At 45.4% G+C, this 19122-nt stretch carries 19 protein-coding genes and 1 pseudogene; 13 read left to right on the plus strand and 7 right to left on the minus strand.

The genetic code is table 11. The features are described from left to right. The first annotated feature begins 153 nt into the window (after positions 1 to 153). Both L8106_RS34615 and ltrA read left to right on the plus strand, forming a co-directional pair. Positions 154 to 390, plus strand: coding sequence for a reverse transcriptase N-terminal domain-containing protein (locus tag L8106_RS34615; protein ID WP_369749541.1), 237 nt, complete (start codon positions 154 to 156; stop codon positions 388 to 390). Beyond that, complete coding sequence (gene ltrA / locus L8106_RS24105) at positions 374 to 1909, plus strand: group II intron reverse transcriptase/maturase (RefSeq protein ID WP_009787111.1); 1536 nt, start codon at positions 374 to 376, stop codon at positions 1907 to 1909. The genes L8106_RS34615 and ltrA overlap by 17 nt, the downstream gene beginning before the upstream one ends. Positions 1910 to 2822: 913 nt before the next feature. On the opposite strand, the gene L8106_RS24110 is transcribed toward ltrA, so the two are convergent. The 6 genes and pseudogenes from L8106_RS24110 to L8106_RS24130 form a co-directional block, all read right to left on the minus strand. Beyond that, positions 2823 to 4136 (minus strand): RNA-guided endonuclease TnpB family protein, encoded by a 1314-nt coding sequence (locus L8106_RS24110; RefSeq protein ID WP_009786370.1) that lies wholly within the window; start codon positions 4134 to 4136, stop codon positions 2823 to 2825. Positions 4137 to 4320: 184 nt separating this feature from the next. Continuing rightward, positions 4321 to 4716, minus strand: a complete 396-nt coding sequence (locus L8106_RS34620; protein ID WP_009787112.1) for a zinc ribbon domain-containing protein — start codon at positions 4714 to 4716, stop codon at positions 4321 to 4323. 10 nt (positions 4717 to 4726) lie between these two features. Then, positions 4727 to 5491 carry an RNA-guided endonuclease InsQ/TnpB family protein gene (locus tag L8106_RS34625; RefSeq protein ID WP_369749543.1) on the minus strand — a complete coding sequence of 255 codons (765 nt, stop codon included), beginning with the start codon at positions 5489 to 5491 and terminating at the stop codon, positions 4727 to 4729. 50 nt (positions 5492 to 5541) lie between these two features. After that, on the minus strand, positions 5542 to 6315 hold the full coding sequence (locus L8106_RS34630; protein WP_369749559.1) for a group II intron maturase-specific domain-containing protein: 774 nt from the start codon (positions 6313 to 6315) through the stop codon (positions 5542 to 5544). Beyond that, positions 6310 to 7149, minus strand: a pseudogene (locus L8106_RS34635) (reverse transcriptase domain-containing protein); the annotation flags it as partial. The pseudogene L8106_RS34635 and the gene L8106_RS34630, both read right to left, overlap by 6 nt. Positions 7150 to 7593: 444 nt before the next feature. Continuing rightward, on the minus strand, positions 7594 to 8136 hold the full coding sequence (locus L8106_RS24130) for a hypothetical protein (RefSeq protein ID WP_009787116.1): 543 nt from the start codon (positions 8134 to 8136) through the stop codon (positions 7594 to 7596). Positions 8137 to 8769: 633 nt separating this feature from the next. Between L8106_RS24130 and L8106_RS24135 the strand changes: the two genes are divergently transcribed. The 9 genes from L8106_RS24135 (at position 8770) to L8106_RS24170 (ending at position 17600) form a co-directional block, all read left to right on the plus strand. Next, on the plus strand, positions 8770 to 10764 hold the full coding sequence (locus L8106_RS24135; RefSeq protein ID WP_009787117.1) for a PatA/PatG family cyanobactin maturation protease: 1995 nt from the start codon (positions 8770 to 8772) through the stop codon (positions 10762 to 10764). Positions 10765 to 10869: 105 nt separating this feature from the next. Next, complete coding sequence (locus tag L8106_RS24140) at positions 10870 to 11115, plus strand: cyanobactin biosynthesis system PatB/AcyB/McaB family protein (RefSeq protein ID WP_009787118.1); 246 nt, start codon at positions 10870 to 10872, stop codon at positions 11113 to 11115. 16 nt (positions 11116 to 11131) lie between these two features. Then, positions 11132 to 11827 carry a cyanobactin biosynthesis PatC/TenC/TruC family protein gene (locus L8106_RS33210; RefSeq protein ID WP_009787119.1) on the plus strand — a complete coding sequence of 232 codons (696 nt, stop codon included), beginning with the start codon at positions 11132 to 11134 and terminating at the stop codon, positions 11825 to 11827. Positions 11828 to 11918: 91 nt separating this feature from the next. Then, on the plus strand, positions 11919 to 12758 hold the full coding sequence (locus tag L8106_RS31780) for a LamG-like jellyroll fold domain-containing protein (protein ID WP_009787120.1): 840 nt from the start codon (positions 11919 to 11921) through the stop codon (positions 12756 to 12758). Positions 12759 to 12816: 58 nt separating this feature from the next. Continuing rightward, positions 12817 to 15144, plus strand: a complete 2328-nt coding sequence (locus L8106_RS24155; protein WP_009787121.1) for a TOMM precursor leader peptide-binding protein — start codon at positions 12817 to 12819, stop codon at positions 15142 to 15144. 43 nt (positions 15145 to 15187) lie between these two features. After that, complete coding sequence (locus L8106_RS24160) at positions 15188 to 15601, plus strand: hypothetical protein (RefSeq protein WP_009787122.1); 414 nt, start codon at positions 15188 to 15190, stop codon at positions 15599 to 15601. Between the two features lie 3 nt (positions 15602 to 15604). Continuing rightward, positions 15605 to 16027, plus strand: a complete 423-nt coding sequence (locus L8106_RS24165) for an HNH endonuclease (protein ID WP_009787123.1) — start codon at positions 15605 to 15607, stop codon at positions 16025 to 16027. Positions 16028 to 16147: 120 nt separating this feature from the next. Next, entirely contained in the window at positions 16148 to 16405 is a 258-nt protein-coding gene (locus L8106_RS34280; RefSeq protein WP_071941443.1) for a DUF5837 family cyanobactin class RiPP, read from the plus strand. Between the two features lie 277 nt (positions 16406 to 16682). Continuing rightward, positions 16683 to 17600, plus strand: a complete 918-nt coding sequence (locus tag L8106_RS24170; protein ID WP_009787125.1) for a LynF/TruF/PatF family peptide O-prenyltransferase — start codon at positions 16683 to 16685, stop codon at positions 17598 to 17600. Positions 17601 to 17680: 80 nt separating this feature from the next. On the opposite strand, the gene L8106_RS34285 is transcribed toward L8106_RS24170, so the two are convergent. Beyond that, positions 17681 to 17809, minus strand: a complete 129-nt coding sequence (locus tag L8106_RS34285) for a hypothetical protein (RefSeq protein ID WP_009787126.1) — start codon at positions 17807 to 17809, stop codon at positions 17681 to 17683. Positions 17810 to 17820: 11 nt separating this feature from the next. Here L8106_RS34285 and L8106_RS32550 point away from each other — a divergent pair, with 11 nt between their 5' ends. Further along, positions 17821 to 18210 carry a DUF5838 family protein gene (locus tag L8106_RS32550; protein WP_156803814.1) on the plus strand — a complete coding sequence of 130 codons (390 nt, stop codon included), beginning with the start codon at positions 17821 to 17823 and terminating at the stop codon, positions 18208 to 18210. A 38-nt stretch (positions 18211 to 18248) separates the two neighbouring features. Beyond that, positions 18249 to 19052, plus strand: coding sequence for a DUF5829 family protein (locus tag L8106_RS24175; RefSeq protein ID WP_009787127.1), 804 nt, complete (start codon positions 18249 to 18251; stop codon positions 19050 to 19052). The last annotated feature ends 70 nt before the right edge of the window (positions 19053 to 19122 follow it).

The raw sequence follows: 19122 nt of genomic DNA on the forward strand, positions 1-19122 counted from the left end.
GTTATGGATATGCAGACGGACTCACGGATTAACGGAATGTAGAGGTACAAGTAGTAACAAATATGCCTAAAACAGATTCATCAAAGAATACTGTGGGATGCAAAATCGAAAACAATGCAAAGAAAGTCAATCCCATCCAGCAATGGAATCAGATTGACTGGAAAAACGCAGAAAAACGAGTTTTCAAGTTACACTCATCGCATCTACAAAGCGTCACGTCGTGATGATGTACTGACAGTTCGACGACTCCAGAAAACACTCATCAAATCCTGGACAGCAAAATGTCTAGCGGTGCGTCGAGTAACTCAGGAAAATACAGGTAAAAAGACGCTTCTGAGTGGATGGGGTGAAATCTCTATCCCCAGTAGCACGGATGAAACTTGTCAATAAATTTAAGCTGAGTTCAAAGGTCAGACCAACCCGGAGAGTTTGGATAGACAAACCCGGAAAAGACGAAAAACGACCTTTGGGAATACCGACCATGTATGACCGCGCATTGCAAGCACTTGTCAAAATGGCTTTAGAGCCTGAATGGGAAGCGCGATTTGAGCCAAACTCTTATGGCTTCCGTCCGGGACGCTCATGCCACGATGCAATTGGAGCAATATATCCAGCAATTAACAAAAAAGCCAAATATGTGCTTGATGCTGACATTGCCAAATGCTTCGACCGCATCAACCATGAAGCCCTGCTCAAAAAATTGAATACATTCCCCACCATACGCCGACAAGTTCGTGCATGGTTAAAAGCGGGAGTGATGGACGGCAAACGATTATTTCCGACATCCGAAGGCACACCGCAGGGCGGGGTCATTTCCCCGTTACTGGCAAATATAGCCTTACATGGAATGGAAAACGCCATTAAAGAACTAGCTGATACATTCGACATGAAACGTCCTGACGGCACACAATTAGGCAAAAGGGATAAACGAAAATCAGTGAATTTTGTGCGTTATGCCGACGACTTCGTGATTTTACACGAAGATTTAACCATTGTTAAAAGATGTCAGGAACTAATATCAGATTGGTTAAAAGGCATGGGCTTAGAACTCAAACCTAGCAAAACCCGACTAGCCCACACTTTAGAGGAACATCTAGAGGAGAAACCTGGCTTTGATTTTCTTGGATTCAACGTCAGACAATACCCAACAGGTAAGTACACCTCTGGACGGGTTAATGGGAAATTATTAGGTTTTAAAACCATAATTACCCCAAACAAAGACAGCCAAAAGAAACACTACAAAAAAGTAGCAGAAATCATTGATAAACATAAGGGGTTATCTCAGACAACTTTAATTAAAAATCTGAACCCAATTATCAGAGGATGGTGCAATTATTTCTCTACAGTAGTAAGCCAGAAAATCTTTGAACGAATCTGGCATTTAACGGTCTGGAAACTCATCAAATGGGGTATCAAACGTCACCGAAACAAAGGGAAGAAATGGGTATATCTCAAATACTTTCAAACAATCGGAGGGGATAACTGGACTTTCGCAATTAGCCCTAAAGGTAAAAACCCATTGCGGCTACTAAAACATAGCGAGACAAAAATCACTCGCCACGTTAAAGTTAAAGACGATGCCAGCCCCTACAATGGTGACACAATCTATTGGAGTTCAAGAATGGGTAAACACCCGGAGATGTTAAAGCGAACGGCATCATTGCTTAAAAAGCAGAACGGGAAATGCCCGAAATGCGGACTGTCATTCAAAGATGGAGACTTAATTGAATTAGACCACATCATTCCCAAGTCGAAAGGCGGAAGGAATGAATACAATAATTATCAATTACTCCACCGACATTGCCACGACGAAAAAACCAGAATAGATGGTAGCTTGAATAAAGGTTCAATTAGTCAAATCAAAATCCCAGAAAATTACAGATGGGAGCAAGATATGCTGGTGACGTGAGTCATGACAACAGCCGTTTTTCTGAGGAGCGCTTGGGACGAGAAATTGTCACGTTCCGTTCTGGAGAGCAGCGGCTCTCGCGAGGGAGCCGCTGACTTTAATTATCAGAGACGAAGGACTGCGTATTTTATCCTCTGGGACGGGGGAGATCGCCTTTTGTCCAGGTGTAAGTCGAGATAGTAGAGGACGCAAGAAATCTACGGTTTCGCTGTCTGTTGGAAAGGAAGCCCAAAGCTCAGTCAAAGACGGCTTTGGGTAGTTCACTCACGACTATAGCAAGTCGCGAGTCGTCTATTTACATATCGCCATTGTAAGAAATTGCTCAAAGCCTTGCACTATAGGCATTTCTCTCTTCTGTTCCCTGTTCCGGCGTTCCCTGTTCCCGCCCGCGTTGCGCTATACCTACTGATCTCCTCTAAGGTTTCAAAATGCTGATTGACCGAAAAAATTGGGATACAAGCCCCGTCCGTGATTGACGGCTTTCTGCTAAACTTTCTTTTGTGGAAAGGGTAATCAACCACACTAAAAACCCAGTCGCCGAAAAGGCAGCGCACCTTGACGCACTGAAGTTATGGGGTTCCGTATAGGAAAGCTTGTACGCTTATTAGCGCGCAACGCAACAAGTACAGAGAAACCAAGATTTTAGGTTTTGAACTGTAGGGTAGGGCATACCCAAACAGGCTGATGAAATGGAGCAAAACGCTTGAGGAGAGTCCATCTCTGGTATAGATAGGTCGCCCTATTTGTATTAAGTGGACTCGCTGAACCAAGAATCCCCGCCGTTTACGGCGTGGGAGTGTCAACAAAGGTTTACCTATATAATGTCCATATAATGTCCATATAATGTCCATAAGCGTTCTGCTGGTTATAGTGGAATGTTTCAAGTGAACTACCTACGCAGACGCTTCGCTTTCTAGCGTAGGCTTCCAGCTTCTTGATCAACCTTGGTCGAAGCATCATTAGATTGATCATTGATCGGAAGTTGCCGCACAGAGGACTTTCGTCCTTTGGTTGGTCTTACACTTTCTCCACTGGCAGTCACCCCCGTCCCAGGGGCGAGGAATTGTCGATCTGGGTCTGCCGCGATAACTCTCAATCCCTCATCTCTGATATTGAGAGCCGCGTTGATATCACGATCATGTTGGGTGTGACAATGATTGCACTCCCAGTGACGAACATCGAGTGGCAGACTTTGAACAACATTCAGACAAACATTACAAGTCTTTGAGGACGGAAAAAACCGATCTATTTCCAGATAGGTTTTTCCGTCCTTTTTTGATTTGTAATCAACAAAGTTTAAGAACCTTCCCCAACCACAGTCGCTGATTGCCTTGGCTAGATTGTGGTTGCGTACCCTTGCGGGTGAGCCAGTCGCTTCAAGTCGGGTTCCCCGCCCAACGCGCTGGCTCACCATGCCCTTTACGTTGAGATTTTCAGCAATTATGACTTGATTCTCGTTCACAATTTTGCGAGACAGTTTATGCAGGAAGTCTTGCCTCGCAAAGAAGATTTTCTCGTGCGCTCTTGCTACCAATTTCCTGGCTTTATTCCGGGAATTGGAACCTTTTTGCTTGCGAGATAATTTCTGCTGCTTTCGCTTTAAATTACGTTCATGTTTTTTAAAGTGCCGAGGATTTTCGTATTTAGACCCCTCGCTTGTAATCAAAAAGTGGGTGAGTCCCAGGTCTAATCCTATCGCTTTTCCTTCTTCAGAAGTCTGCGGTTCAGCTTCTTCGTTCTCAAATAAAATTGAAGCGTAATACTTCTCCGTTCTTGTCTTTGTTATTGTGACTGTTTTGATATTGCCATCAAATTTTCGGTGAATATTGGCTTTGATTTTGCCAATAACAGGAAAACTTAAATGACTGTCAACAATCTTGACGTTCTGAGGATACTGGATCGATTGCTTTTCATGGCGGCTCTTAAATCGAGGGAACTTGGCTCGACCTTCAAAGAAGTTAACAAAAGCTCTGGAAAGATTTAAAACAGACTGCTGTAAGCATTGTGAATAGGTTTCCTTTAGCCAGGCTGTTTCTTCTTTCTTTTTTAGAATTGGTAACTGTTTCTTCAGTTGCATTCCTGAGATTCCCTTGCCTGTTTCTTTATAGGCTTGGTTGTTCAGCTCCAGGCAGTAATTCCACACCCATCGGACAGAACCAAAAGCTTTTGTAAGAGCTTGTTTCTGTTCATCTGTTGGATATAGTCTGACTTTTGCTACGTTTCTCATTATGCAAATTAGAGCGAATGCAATTTATTATAACTCAATCTGGAGAATTAACAACCTCAAGGGCGATTCATCCCACACTGAAACGCAGTGTCAGGTGTGGGGCTTCTCGCTGTGAAGCTAAAATAGGGCATTGACATCCTCCCTCTCTAAATCAGAGATTATAGAGAGGGATTCCCAAACATCGCTATTTGGATTTACTGCATCTTTGATTCTTAACTAGACCTTTACCAGTCCCCGTCAGACCATCTCCACAGTCAATTTCTTGAACCACGATCTGCCCGACCGCAGCAATCCCCCGTTGACAAATGACTTTTGCTGCCGCAACATCACGATTACATTCGTAATTGCATTCAGGGCATTTGTGGATACGCTCTGACAAATCAAATTTGCCTGTATGCGTCCCACAATTTGGGCAAATTTGACTGGTATATCTGTGGTCAACTTTGCCAAAATAAACCCCTCGTTTCCAACAGACCCAAGTTAAAATATTGAAGAATTGACCGAATCCCGCGTCAAGAGTATGTTTACCCAACATCCCTTTCGCCCAAGTTCTAAAATCTAAGTCTTCAACAAATATCATTCCAGCTTGGTCACACAAATGATGGGCTAGTGAGAGCGTGAAAATCTTTTCGAGTGTCCGAGATTTTTTGATGAATTCTTGAAGACTTCTGATTGAGTTTATGTCGATTGACTGAACCTGGTTTTTTTGACTTGAATCTACGTTGCAGCAATTTCAGCTCGCCATGTAGTTGAGCCAAGAACTTTGGACGTTCAATCAATTCACCATCAGAAGTTGCCAAAAACTTATCGAGTCCAATATCAATCCCGAGTGGATACCCCGAAGCCGGAGTGTCTGGGATATTTACATTGCTCTGCAATGACAGCATCGCAAAATACCCACTTGCTCGTCTAACTACCCGCACCTGCTTGAGCTTAAATCCCTCTGGGATTGGGCGAGATAATCTCATCCGAACTAATCCAATCTGAGGTAGTTTTATCCAGTCATTAGAGATTGGATTTGTCTTGAACTGAGGGAAGACAAACGACCGCATTCGATACTTGTTTTTAAAACGAGGAAAACCGTAACCCTTTTCTTTCATGCTGTTAAATGCTCTTTCTAAAGTTTTCAAAACTTGTTGTAAAACTTGAGCATTCACTTTCTTGATTTCCGGGTTAGTTTTTTTTGCTTTTGTTAAGTTCGCAGCTTGTACGTTGTAGTTGGGGTAAGGAGCATCTGCTGAGATGATGTATTCTTGTTGCAATGAACAATAATTAATCGCACACTTGTTAGGTGAGTAGGAGAAATTACTTTCTCCTACTTCCCTCCAGAACGGAGCGTGAAAGTTTCCTTTCACTCCGCTCCTCAGTACATGGCTAGTACCTTTGCTTGTACCGTCCAGACATATCATGGGTTTAGATTGCCGTGTATTTGGTCATGGCAATGTAAATGTACCAGAATAAGATTCTTGTCTGAGTTGTTTCCACCTTTTGCTTTTGCTTTGAGGTGGTGTTTCTCTAAGTTATCCTCTGGTTTAAATGTTTGTCCACAATCAGCGCATTTACCCTTTTGTTTCTTAAGCAATCGGGATTTTTGCGCGTCTAGGGTTTGATATTTATCCCCCAGACGTTTTCCCCAATAGATTTCGTCGCCGTCATAAGGACTTCTTTCCCCTTTTACTTTGACCCATTTTGTTCCAGTAGGTACTTCTGAGTGTCTTAGTAGTGTTAGAGGATTTTTACCTTCTCTTAAGGTTGAGAAAGTCCAGTTATTATTGTTTATGGTTCGCCAGTATTTCCTAGCAATCCATTTCTTTCCTTTGTTGGGATGGCGACGTTTTGCCCATCTCCAGAGTCGATTCCAGATTAGGTAATCAAGTTTGCTGAAGACTTCCTTTGAGTTCCAAGGACTGTGATAGTTACACCACCCTCTAATTATTGGGTTGAGTCTGCCTATTAGTTCCTTTTGTGAGACTGCCATCATTTTCCGACACCAATCTGCCAGCTTTCTGTAATGTCTGGTTAGACTTTCTTTTGATGGTCTGATGATGGTTGTGTGTTCTAGTTTTACTCCTGCGTTTTCTATGCTCTGATGTTTTCCCACTTTGAATTGTTGAATTTCTAAGCCGAGGAAATTAAATCCGGCTTTTTCTTTCTCTAATTCGTTTAGGGTGTGGCACATTCTAGTCTTGCTGGGTTTTAGTTCTAATCCCAGTTTCTCTAACCATTCGGATATTATTGTTTGACATTCTTCAACAATGTTTAATTCGTCGCAAAGAATAACGAAGTCGTCTGCATATCTTATCAAGATTGGTGTAGAAATATCTTTCCTACCATACTTGCTTTTGGCTTTTTGTATTCTTCCGTTCGTTCTTTAAGGGTATTTCTCCCGAATGGCTGTTTCCATGCCGTGTAAGGCTATATTTGCCAACAAGGGTGAAATTACGCCACCCTGCGGTGTTCCTTCCTCTGTCATGGAGTATCCTTTCCTTTCTGCCCATTGGCTGAAGTCTATCACCCCGCTTTTGAGCCACGCTCTTATTTGACGTGTAAAGGAGGGAAAGGTATTTAGTTTTTTGATCAGTGCCTCGTGGTCTATTTTGTCAAAGCATTTGGCTATATCTGCATCTAGCACATACTTTGGTTTGTACTTGATGCTATCGAATATGGCTCGAATTGCATCATGGCAGGAGCGTCCTGGTCTGAATCCATAGGAATTGGGTTCAAATATTGCTTCCCATTCAGGTTCTAGTGCCTGTTTGAGAAGTGTTTGTTTAGCTCTACCTTGCATTGTCGGGATGCCTAGAGGTCGCATTTCATTCTTTCCAGGTTTGGGTATCCAGACCCTTCGAGTTGGTTTTGATAGACCGTCTATTTTCAGGTTTTGGGTTAGTTTAACTCTATCTGTTGGACAGACAGATTTAATTCCATCTATTCCAGCAGTTTTCTTCCCTTTATTATCCTGAGTTACCCGCCTTACTGCTAGGAGCTTGGCATACCAGGAGTTCACCAACATCTTTTGGAGTTTGTGGACAAGTTTCCTATCCCCACTCAATCAGGCTCGATAGATTCTCTTTTGGAGCTTGAAGACAGCAAATTCGGCTTTTCGCCAGTCCATTGTCTTCCATTCCACTTGTGATGTTATCTCCGTATTGGACATATTTACTCTTACTTGAGAACGTATTTCCCATATAGCAGGTAGGCTGTCAGCATATCCTCATCCATTACAGATGGGCGTTGGCTTATTCCTACATCCCTAGATTGGGCGGTTTCTTACGCGGATGACTGCTTTGAGATTCTACATTTCCCAAAGAACCATCCCAATCCTTGATTCGTTCCTAATTACCGTTGTTATTAACTTTAGAGCCTTCCAATCTGCCGGATTTTGGTAGGTGTCGATGGTCAAAGTAGAACTTGCCATCTACCTTTCTCGTTAACGTTTTGTTTCCTGTGTATCAGCCTATTTCACAGGTTGATCTTGACGAATTTCTCCATTATTCCACTCGTTAAATGCTTCTTCATTAAAGCGACCATTGAGATTTAACCATTGACGATTGACCATCCAAGGGCCTTCACAATAGGATTCTAAAGGACGTATTTGTTGAGGAGATTCATTAGAATACCAGGTTTTTTGTAATGGTTCTTGAATGGGTAGGCGATCGCAGAGTTGATGATAAAGTGTATAAAGACGATTGAGTTCGGCTTGAGTTTGTTTTTGGGCTTCAAGAAGGGTATTCAATTGTTGGGTTTTAATTGCGATTAGCGAGTTTTCAATTAACTCTAAGTCGGGAGATTTTTGTGAGGAAGATTGATGATCGTCTGTTGAGTTTGAGTGTTTGAGTGCAAGTTGCAATAATTCTATAATTGTTTCAGAGAGTTGAGGTCGTTTAGTTCGGGGATGAAGTTTCGCTCCCTTGGCGGTTGCGATCGCTTCTATTTGTTGATAGACTTCTTTGGGAACTCGAATCTGATACCGCACGAACTCATCTTGATTTTTAGACATCTAACTCTCTTTTCCCTCAACCCATTTGCACTTTGATTTTATCGAAAATTTCGGAATTTGAGTTAAGATTAAAAAATTTTTCGTCTTTCCCAAGGTTTGATAACAGAAATAGCAATGATTCCTAATCAGCAAATCGTTTGAACCGCAGTGTTTGATTGGTTTGATTTGAGTGTAGGGGAATGGAAAAGTCGTCAGTCCATTTCCCTTTTGTCCAACCAATTATGGCCCTATTTTACTTGGCCAAATATGGAAAAGTCGTCAGTCCATTTCCCTTTTGTCCAACCAATTATGGCCCTATTTTAGTTGACTATTGTATCAAGATTGACATCTCTGCTTTGACTATGCTTAGATATGTTTAGTGAGTTGGCATTGAGCTAAACGCTCTTCCACTAGCCAATTTAACAAACCAGTCATTTCAAGGAACCGTCTGTTGGAGCATCTAGCCAACATACGATTGTGCATAAATCAAACTAATGCCTTTTTTCAAGACACTGTTATGATAGTCTGATTTTCAAGATTAGACTTAAATTCGCCTGCGTTTTATTCGCTTACATTGAAGGTAAAAACGCAGCTATCAACCTTATGTAAAAGAACGACTCTATGCTGATTAGTATTTGGAATAAATACGTTTAAATGCTAGAGAAATTAAGTACCATCTCCCAAGGAGATAGTAGTATTTGTGTGGCTGTTTTGGATGGTCCTGTTGACCAAACTCATCCTTGCTTCCAAGGCGCAGATTTAACCTATCTTCCCACCTTGGTTCAAGATCAGGCCAAGGCTGATGGCAATATGTCCATGCACGGAACCCACGTTGCCAGCATTATCTTTGGGCAACCGGGCAGCCCAGTGGAGGGAATCGCTCCCCATTGCAAGGGGATAATCGTGCCGATCTTTGCCGATGACCGCCGCAAGACTTCCCAGTTAGATTTGGCTCGGGGAATCGAGCAAGCCGTCAATGCTGGAGCCCACGTGATCAACCTCAGTGGAGGTCAACTGACTGACTTTGGGGAAGCCGATGGCTGGCTAGAGAATGCCGTTCGTCTGTGCAGACAAAATAACGTCTTGCTGGTCGCTGCGGCGGGGAATAATGGTTGCGATTGCTTACACGTACCGGCAGCCTTGCCATCTGTGCTAGCGGTCGGGGCGATGGATGGGAATGGCAAACCCCTCGACTTTAGCAACTGGGGCGAAACCTACAAAAACCAAGGAATCCTTGCCCCTGGCAAAGACATCCTGGGGGCGAAACCGGGTGGTGGCACCCACCGCCTGAGTGGGACAAGCCTCGCCACGCCGATTGTCTCCGGTGTAGCAGCCGTGTTACTCAGTCTTCAACGGGAGCAAGGAGAAACCCCCGACCCCCAAAAAATTCGTCAAATCTTGTTGCAGAGTGCCTTACCCTGTGACCCTGACTTGCCAGAAGAAACCCGGCGGTGTCTGGCAGGCAAACTGAACGTCTCTGGAGCCATAACGTTACTAAAAGGAGGAAAAATGGCTGAGGAATTTCCATCTGTCGAGGTATCAGAAGTACAAGCCGCAGGTTGCGGTTGTGATGGCGGTCTAACCAACGTAGGTGAAGCCACAGCCGCCCAGCAAGAGCAACCCGCTCAAGGCTCAGTTGCAGCAGCCAGTCCAGCGGCTGGGGCTGTTCCGAGCAACAGTCCTAACTTGCAAGACTTGATTCAATCATTACCCACCCCTGTAACTCAACAACCCATGATGCCCAACCCCAACTTTACTGCTAATTCCGTCACTGCCAGCCAAGCCCCCAGCGAACTTGCCGACATGGGTCAGCTTGTCTATGCTCTAGGAACCCTCGGCTACGACTTCGGAACAGAAGCACGTCGGGACTCCTTTAAACAACTCATGCCCCCCTTTGATTTAGGTGGAGGAGTCATGGTTCCCGCCAACCCCTACGACGCCCGTCAGATGGTGGACTATCTAGGGGAAAACATCTCGGAATCGCGATCGCTAATTTGGACGCTTAACATTGAACTGACTCCGGTCTATGCGATCGATCCTACAGGCCCCTTCGCCGCAGAAGCATACCGCGCCCTTCAAGAACTCCTGGCGAGTCAAATCCAACCGGAAAACGATACCGAATACGTTGAACGGGTGAGTATCCCCGGTATTTTAACTGGACGTAAGGTCAAACTATTCTCCGGTCAAGTTATCCCGGTGATTGAACCCCAAAGCACCCGTGGTCTCTACGGTTGGAAAGTTAACAACCTGGTCAGCGCAGCGATGGACGCGGTACAAGCAGAAGATGGCGCTGCTGACGAAGAAACGATCCGCAAAACCTTGGATGGCTTCCTCAACCGCATCTACTACGACCTCCGCAACTTGGGAACCACTTCCCAAGACCGCGCCCTCAACTTCTCCGTTACCAACGCCTTCCAAGCCGCCCAAACTTTCAGCCAAGCGGTAGCCGTTGGCATGGAACTCGATAGCGTGACCGTTGAGAAAAGCCCCTTCTGTCGTATGGATAGCGACTGTTGGGATGTGAAGCTGAAGTTCTTCGACCCGGAAAACAGCCGCCGTGCCAAGAAGATTTACCGCTTTACCATTGATGTAAGTGACCTAATTCCTGTCACCCTTGGCGAAGTTCGTTCTTGGTCTTCTCCCTACTAAGGAGCCGCACAATTTTAGTGAGAGTGCAATATTAGACCCCACTCTCACTAGGAGATGCAGATGTGTTCAGTTGATTAATACTCTCCATAGGGAGAATCCTAAACTATGCGACTTCCTCTATTATCTCCCCCGATTAAACGTCCCCATTTTGTCCAGCCCGCACTGTGCGTGGATCTCGAAAATGGTCGTCCCGAAGATTTGGTGCATATTCGGATGGATCTGCTCCATGCCGCTAACTATAACGATCCTCCAGCCTATGCCAACCGTAGTTTCAACCAAGTGATGCACTCTAGTGCATCTAGTGCCAGCTCGGGCTGGGGAGGCTTTGGAGGTATGGGACGATTCTTTTAACTAACCGATAATTACCATGACTCAAGACACTAAAACCCTATGGCAAATTGGTCAACCGGGTAAAGGGGGTCAGGAGTTTGTGCAAGTGGATGGCTGGAAAGCCGAATTCACCTACGTGGTGGGCTCGGATGATGACCCTATTAACCAGCCCCAGATGCCATCGTTGCTTGTTGTTCCTGGTCGCAAGGCCAAGCCAAAACGTGGGAAAAAGCAACTTTTTGCTACCGATAAACTGAATATTCAGTTTACCCTTGCCCAGAGCTACAGCGCCGGAGAACTCACCCTCTTTTATGACTTTTTGGGATCGGAAACGGACACCCTCTGGATGGATGGCGAACGAGTGACCGAATGGGTTGGGGTGGGAGAAGGCAAGCGATCGCAAACACAAACCCCTTTACCAGCCCTGGATGCCGGACAACATACCTTCACCCTGACTACTGCGGGTGGGGTGGGAGATGGGGGTCATTGGATCGACTACCTCAAACTAGAAGGGGTTGTGGCTCCTCAACAACCAGAAACACCCAAGGACAACAAGACTATGGCGAAAAAGAAGGCTACTACTCCAGAACCGGAAGCCCCTAAGAAGTCCTACGTTCCCACTTCCCAAACTGGGCTGCAAGATTATTCCTATTGGTGGAGCTATGTCCGGGAACAGGCGAAAAAATCCAAGAGCGATGGTAAGCCCTTCCGCCGGGGACGCATCTGGGCTTAACCTTATCCCTGTCCCCCGTCCCAGGCTTTCCGTTTCCGCCTCTCTCCTCTCTCCCCGTCCACCTTATTAATTACTGCTCACGATATTCCTCATGCCTAAGCCAATTGCCAATGCACAGCCATCTATAGACCCATCAACCTTGTCAGTTGCTCAGTTTGACGGCAAGAAAGACTACATTGAAGTCGGCTTTCAGGAAGTGTTGAACCCACCGCAATTCACAGTTGAATGCTGGGCAAAAGTTACAGGGGGGCAAGGGTCATGGCGATCGCCCATCACGTCCAGAGGTGAGGGACCCCTGGCAGGTTACATTATTTACGCTGGCCAAAACAACAAATGGCAGTTCTGGATTGGCAGTGGCGGTAGCTGGAGCACTTACCAAGGCCCCGCGATTAAGCTGAATGCCTGGACGCACTGTGCAGGGAGCTACGATGGTGAAGTGATGCGGTTTTATGTCAATGGCAAAGAGGTCGGGTCTCCGGTTACGGCTCCACTGACTCTAAACACCCGCTTTCCATTGCGTATTGGCACCGGCTGTACAGAACAATCGCCGCAATTCTTTTTTAATGGGCAAATTGCCGAAGTGCGTGTCTGGAATTGCGTTCGCACCCCCGAAGAAATCCAGGATTATATGAATCAGCGCTGCACTGGTAAAGAACCCAGTCTGGTGGCTTACTGGCCCCTCAGTGATAGTGCAGGCGAAAGCGCCAAAGATCAAACTCGCTCGGTGAACCACGGTGTGCTGCAAGGAGCAACCTGGAACACCACCGACGATTTGCCCCTCACAACCCCTGAACCACCGAAGCAGTCTTACGTTCCCACTTCCCAGACCGGGCTGCAAGATTATTCCTACTGGTGCCAATACGTCAAGGATCAAGCCAAGAAATCAGACAAAGACCCTAAATCCTTCCGGCGCGGTCGCATCTGGGCTTAACCCCTAGCTGCTGCTGCTGGTCTTGTTATCGTCCACTTAATCACTGACTGTTCGTTTTATGCAATCCACCCCACTGCTCCAAATTCAACCCCACTTTCATGTCGAGGTGATCGAGCCAAAGCAAGTCTATCTCCTTGGCGAACAGGCTAACCATGCCCTGACAGGACAGCTTTACTGCCAGATTTTGCCCCTCTTAAATGGGCAGTACACCCTTGAGCAGATTGTCGAAAAGCTGGATGGGGAAGTCCCACCAGAATACATCGACTATGTACTGGAGCGCCTCGCTGAGAAAGGTTATCTGACTGAGGCTGCCCCGGAACTGTCCTCGGAAGTGGCGGCATTTTGGAGCGAGTTAGGGATTGCACCTCCGGTTGCGGCGGAAGCTTTACGGCAGCCTGTAACCCTAACCCCTGTGGGCAACATCAGTGAAGTGACGGTTGCAGCCCTGACAACGGCTCTGCGGGACATTGGTATTTCCGTGCAGACCCCAACGGAAGCAGGTTCTCCAACGGCGCTCAACGTCGTCTTAACCGATGACTATTTGCAGCCCGAACTCGCCAAGATTAATAAACAGGCACTAGAGAGTCAGCAAACTTGGCTACTGGTCAAACCTGTAGGCAGTGTGCTGTGGCTGGGGCCTGTGTTTGTTCCCGGCAAGACGGGGTGTTGGGACTGTCTAGCCCATCGGCTACGGGGCAACCGAGAAGTCGAGGCGTCAGTATTGCGGCAAAAACAAGCCCAGCAGCAACGTAATGGTCAGTCCGGTTCTGTAATCGGTTGCCTGCCTACCGCACGGGCAACCCTGCCTTCTACCCTGCAAACGGGGCTACAGTTCGCGGCAACTGAGATTGCTAAATGGATTGTCAAGTATCACGTCAATGCCACTGCACCGGGTACTGTGTTCTTTCCCACCCTCGATGGCAAGATTATCACCTTAAATCACTCGATTTTGGACTTGAAAAGCCATATCTTGATTAAGCGATCGCAATGTCCAACCTGTGGCGATCCCAAAATTTTGCAGCACCGAGGATTTGAACCCCTGAAGTTGGAGTCGCGCCCCAAGCAGTTCACCTCGGATGGCGGTCATCGGGGCACCACTCCCGAACAGACGGTGCAGAAATACCAGCACTTGATCAGCCCGGTGACGGGAGTCGTGACGGAATTGGTGCGAATCACCGACCCAGCTAATCCCTTGGTACATACCTACCGGGCGGGGCATAGCTTCGGCAGCGCCACCAGCCTGCGGGGGCTGCGGAATACCTTGAAACACAAGAGTTCTGGCAAAGGCAAAACCGATAGCCAATCTAAGGCTAGTGGGTTGTGTGAGGCAGTGGAACGCTATTCCGGGATTTTTCAGGGAGACGAACCCCGCAAACGGGCAACCCTGGCAGAACTGGGAGACTTGGCGATTCATCCTGAGCAGTGTTTGTGCTTTAGCGACGGGCAATATGCTAACCGGGAAACCCTAAACGAACAGGCAACAGTGGCTCACGATTGGATTCCGCAGCGCTTTGATGCCAGTCAAGCCATTGAATGGACGCCCGTATGGTCATTAACAGAGCAGACCCATAAGTATCTGCCGACAGCCCTGTGTTACTACCACTATCCCTTACCCCCAGAACACCGCTTCGCCAGAGGTGATTCCAACGGAAACGCCGCAGGCAACACCCTGGAAGAAGCCATTCTGCAAGGGTTTATGGAACTGGTGGAGCGCGACGGTGTGGCGCTGTGGTGGTACAACCGCTTGAGGCGTCCGGCGGTGGATCTGGGCAGCTTTAACGAGCCGTATTTTGTCCAGTTGCAGCAGTTCTACCGGGAAAACGATCGCGATTTGTGGGTGCTGGATTTAACAGCAGACTTGGGTATTCCCGCTTTTGCAGGGGTGTCGAATCGGAAAACCGGAAGCTCGGAACGACTGATTCTCGGCTTTGGGGCGCACCTCGACCCGACTATTGCTATTCTCCGCGCCGTCACAGAAGTAAACCAAATTGGCCTGGAACTCGATAAAGTCCCAGATGAGAACCTGAAAAGTGATGCAACAGATTGGTTAATAACGGAGAAACTGGCGGATCATCCCTATCTCCTCCCTGATACCACACAACCCCTCAAAACAGCCCAGGACTACCCCAAGCGTTGGAGTGATGATATTTACACCGATGTGATGACCTGCGTAAACATTGCTCAACAAGCGGGTTTAGAAACTTTGGTAATCGATCAAACCCGACCGGATATTGGGCTGAATGTGGTCAAGGTGACAGTGCCAGGGATGCGCCATTTTTGGTCACGGTTTGGGGAGGGTCGGCTCTATGATGTCCCGGTGAAACTGGGATGGCTAGATGAACCGCTCACGGAGGCACAGATGAACCCGACACCGATGCCATTTTAAGATGTGTACGCTGTAGGTACTGACATAAATCAATATCATCATCATGCAACTTACCATCGACCTGCCTGAATCTGCCTTTGAACGCCTGTCTCGATTGGCAGAACTGACGAACCAACCTCTATCAAATCTAGTGATTCAAAGTATCACCGGCAATTTACCGCCAGCAATCGAAATGGCTCCGGCTGAAATTAGAACAGAACTTTTGGCCTTGCAAACTCTAAGTGTTGAAGCCCTGCGGCAAATTGCCCAAAGCCAAATTCCCCCGGCTCAACAGGAACGCCATATCGCTCTGCTAGAACGCAATCAGGAAAGCTCTCTCTCAGAAGCAGAGCAACAAGAATTGCAGCAACTCTCCCAGGCAGCGGATCAATTAATGCTCAAAAAAGCTCATGCCAGTGCCATGTTGCGATGGCAAGGTAAGCCGATTCGCGATTTGAGACAACTTGCTCCCAACTAACTAATGTCCCTGGTCTCTCCCACGATTCGCCAACAGGTGATTTCAGAAGCCCAGCAATGTTGCGAATATTGTCAAACCCAACAATGTTTAATCGGTATGCCACTTGTGATTGACCACATTATTCCTCTTTCTCTGGGCGGAAGTAGCGATCGCGCTAATCTTGCGGCTTCATGCTATCGCTGCAATGAGTTTAAGGGAGCAAAGACTCAAGGAATAGACCCCGAAACAGGAGAGACTGTCACCCTGTTTCATCCCCGACAACAGGTTTGGGCTGAACATTTTGCCTGGACAGAGGAAGGCACACAAATTAAGGGATTGACAGCAGTTGGTCGAGCGACTGTCTCCGCACTGAAAGTTAACAATGAATATGCGATCGCATCACGCCGAATTTGGGTAGCTGAAAATTGGCACCCACCAAATATTTAAGAATTTGATTGGCAATCATTCGCCTCAAATTGCCAACTAACAAGCTTCGCCGAAAGGTGGAAGGGGACTGACCCACCGCAACGGGTCAATAAACCAAACAACAAAAAGAGGAAATTACTCATGGATAAGAAAAACATCCTGCCCCACCAAGGCAAGCCCGTACTCCGTACCACCAACGGTAAACTCCCCAGCCACTTGGCTGAACTGTCTGAAGAAGCGCTCGGTGGTAATGGTGTGGATGCGTCGGCTTGCATGCCCTGCTACCCTTCCTACGATGGTGTGGATGCGTCGGTTTGCATGCCCTGCTACCCTTCCTACGATGGTGTGGATGCGTCGGTTTGCATGCCCTGCTACCCTTCCTACGATGATGCAGAGTAATTTTGCTCTTTCTAGGGATAGAAACTGGCATCCTGAATCTAGTTCTCTTTGGCAAGATCATAATTAGAGATCGGACTGCCGAAGCTACTAGACACTAGGTTATACATTAGAGACGAGGTTAAAGACGATTGAGAAACAATTAAGTTGTTGTCTTAATCATCAGTTTTCTTATTAATCAACCTCGTCTCTTTTTTTCTAAAGTTGCCATACTCTTGAGCTTAATCAAAAGCAATAAATACCTTTTATTAAAGTTGTCAACAACTGGGAAATGACGATCATGGCTATAGCTAACAGAGTTCCGTATAACTATCTACGAGAACAGCGTATTCAATTTATGCATGCCCATCAAGATGCTTTTGATGTTAGCACTGTTTTTCCTTTACCACTTTTTGAAAAGTTAGTAACTGAGCTAGAGGGAAGCAATGTTATTGAGTTATCTTGTAAGATTGAAGCAGATAAATTGCTTGCGGGTCGTTTTTTGATTTTTTCCGATCAGGAAAATAATTGGCATCAATCATTAGCACAAGCTTTACAATTTTTGGATTCAATTGAAAGTAGAGTCGGTGTTGAAATTAATCGTGAATCGCTGGATAAATTTCTGGCAGCACACATAAATTCTGGCAAAATAATGGGGATATCCACAGGACTGGATTTACGTCCAGAATTGGAAAATTCCAGTGTAAAAATACACATTATGCTTGGGGAAAACTCTGAAGAACTGGTAAGAACGGCAATTGCTATTGACGGTAGTCATTACCCGGTTGAGTTAGCCCAGGTTCTCCTGAAAGATACTATGATGATTGGGTTTGACTTTTTTCTGAATGGACATAGTGAGGTTGAGTTATACATTAGCTGTTCAAGAAAAAAAGATAGCTTACCTAACAATCGGGGAGAATCTACCAGATATTACATACGACAAAAATTCTCGCCAAAAGTTTCTTCACTCCTTGATGCTTCAGATTTTTTTGTGGGAGGCTTTTCTAAAGCCAATGTAGAGCCGGTTTTATATTACGCATTTGAAAATATAAAAGATATACCAAAATATTTTGTGTTTAACGACTTAGGCAATAGAGTATATGACTTTTGTCGAAGTCAAGACTCTATTACGATGACTTGGATAGGAATTAATGAGCGAGATTTAGATAGGGAACGATTGAATAATTTTCGTCTCTACTACAGACGAAGTTTTGGCTGAATTATTACCTTTTGTCGGCAGAATCAGAGCAGTTGCTAAACTCGGCAATAACGCGATGATTCAAAAATGATTTTCTCTTTTCATAAAAAAAAATAATAACGCTCTGACATTAAACTTTCCCAATTCTTAACATCAAATAAGATCCCATTTCTGATAATTTTACCGATCGCTGCTGCCATTGACTCACTTGCCCAATCATCGTTTTCCATTATCCACTACCATGAGCAATCACGCTTTCGCTGTTTCCCTCAACCCCGATATTCAGGTCACAAGCACTGAAGACTGCTACACCCTGCACTCGGCGCAATCCGATCCGACTGCTTGGCTCACCCTTGTTACAACGCCCGTAATCGGTATTGTTCTTGATCGTCTTAAGGTAAAAATATGCTTCTCGAAAGCCCGTGTAACGCCAGTTTTATGGTTTTACTTCAAAACTATAAAAGATATTCCTAAATATTTTAGGTTTAATAGCTTAGGTGATCGGATTTATGACTTTTGCCAAAGTCAAAGTTGTCTCTTATATAATGTTGTGGTTGTTACAGAGCCTGAGTTAGAAAACAGTCGATTAGAAAATTTTGATTTTTACTACATTCGATCTGAAGAATGTTAACCGCCTCTCCCCCAATATCCCTGTCAAGAAGTAAGAATATGGGAATAGAATTTAACCATTTATATGTTACTCTCGACCCAGAAACTCTAGATTCAATTGCCAAATCAGAGTTTATTAGCCAAGAATTCTGCACAATATCCAGAGATACTGTAAAAACTGATGCAGAAAGCTGGACGGGAATTTATCTCAGAGGAAAACATTCCTATCTAGAGCTTTTTCCTCCCGGCGGTGCTGAAGGGTTGAGGGAAGGTTTTTCCGGTATTGGTTTTAATAGTCAACAAGCAGGACAGATGGATATTGTACAGGAAAAGCTTAGACCCTTATTAGGCTCTAAAGAAATACTTTCTGATTTGCAAGTTCGTCAAACCGAAGCTGGAAAAGTCCCCTGGTTTCATTATTTGTCCATCAACCCAGCAGAGAGAGAAGCTTTTGCTTCATGGTTGATGGAATTTCATCAGGATTATTTAAAGTATAAAAACATCAAACTTACCAGTGATGGTTGCTTTAACCGTGCTGCTTATCTAAAAAACCTTGAGACTTCCGAAACCTGTTTATTTGATGACATATCAGAAGTTCATCTCGAATTGACTTTATCGGAACAGGAGGAGTTAGCATTACTCCTTCAAGCTTTTGGCTATGAATCATCTAGCGTAGGAGATATTACTACCTATTATTCTCAGGGTTTTATTGTACAAGTATGCCAAAAAGTTGCTCCCCGTTATCGAATTCGCAAGGTTGTTTGCACTCTCAAAGAGCAATTCCAGCAGGAAAAAACCTTTACTTTTGGTAAAAATGCACAGTTAAATGTGGGTAACTCGTTAGCAATTTGGGAGTTTGGATGACTCAAGCAATCCGTTAAAAATTAAGACAAATTTTTCCGAATTTTACAAAAATCATGCCTTATACCAAATC

It is taken from the genome of Lyngbya sp. PCC 8106, assembly GCF_000169095.1.
Classification (GTDB): Bacteria; Cyanobacteriota; Cyanobacteriia; order Cyanobacteriales; family Microcoleaceae; genus Capilliphycus.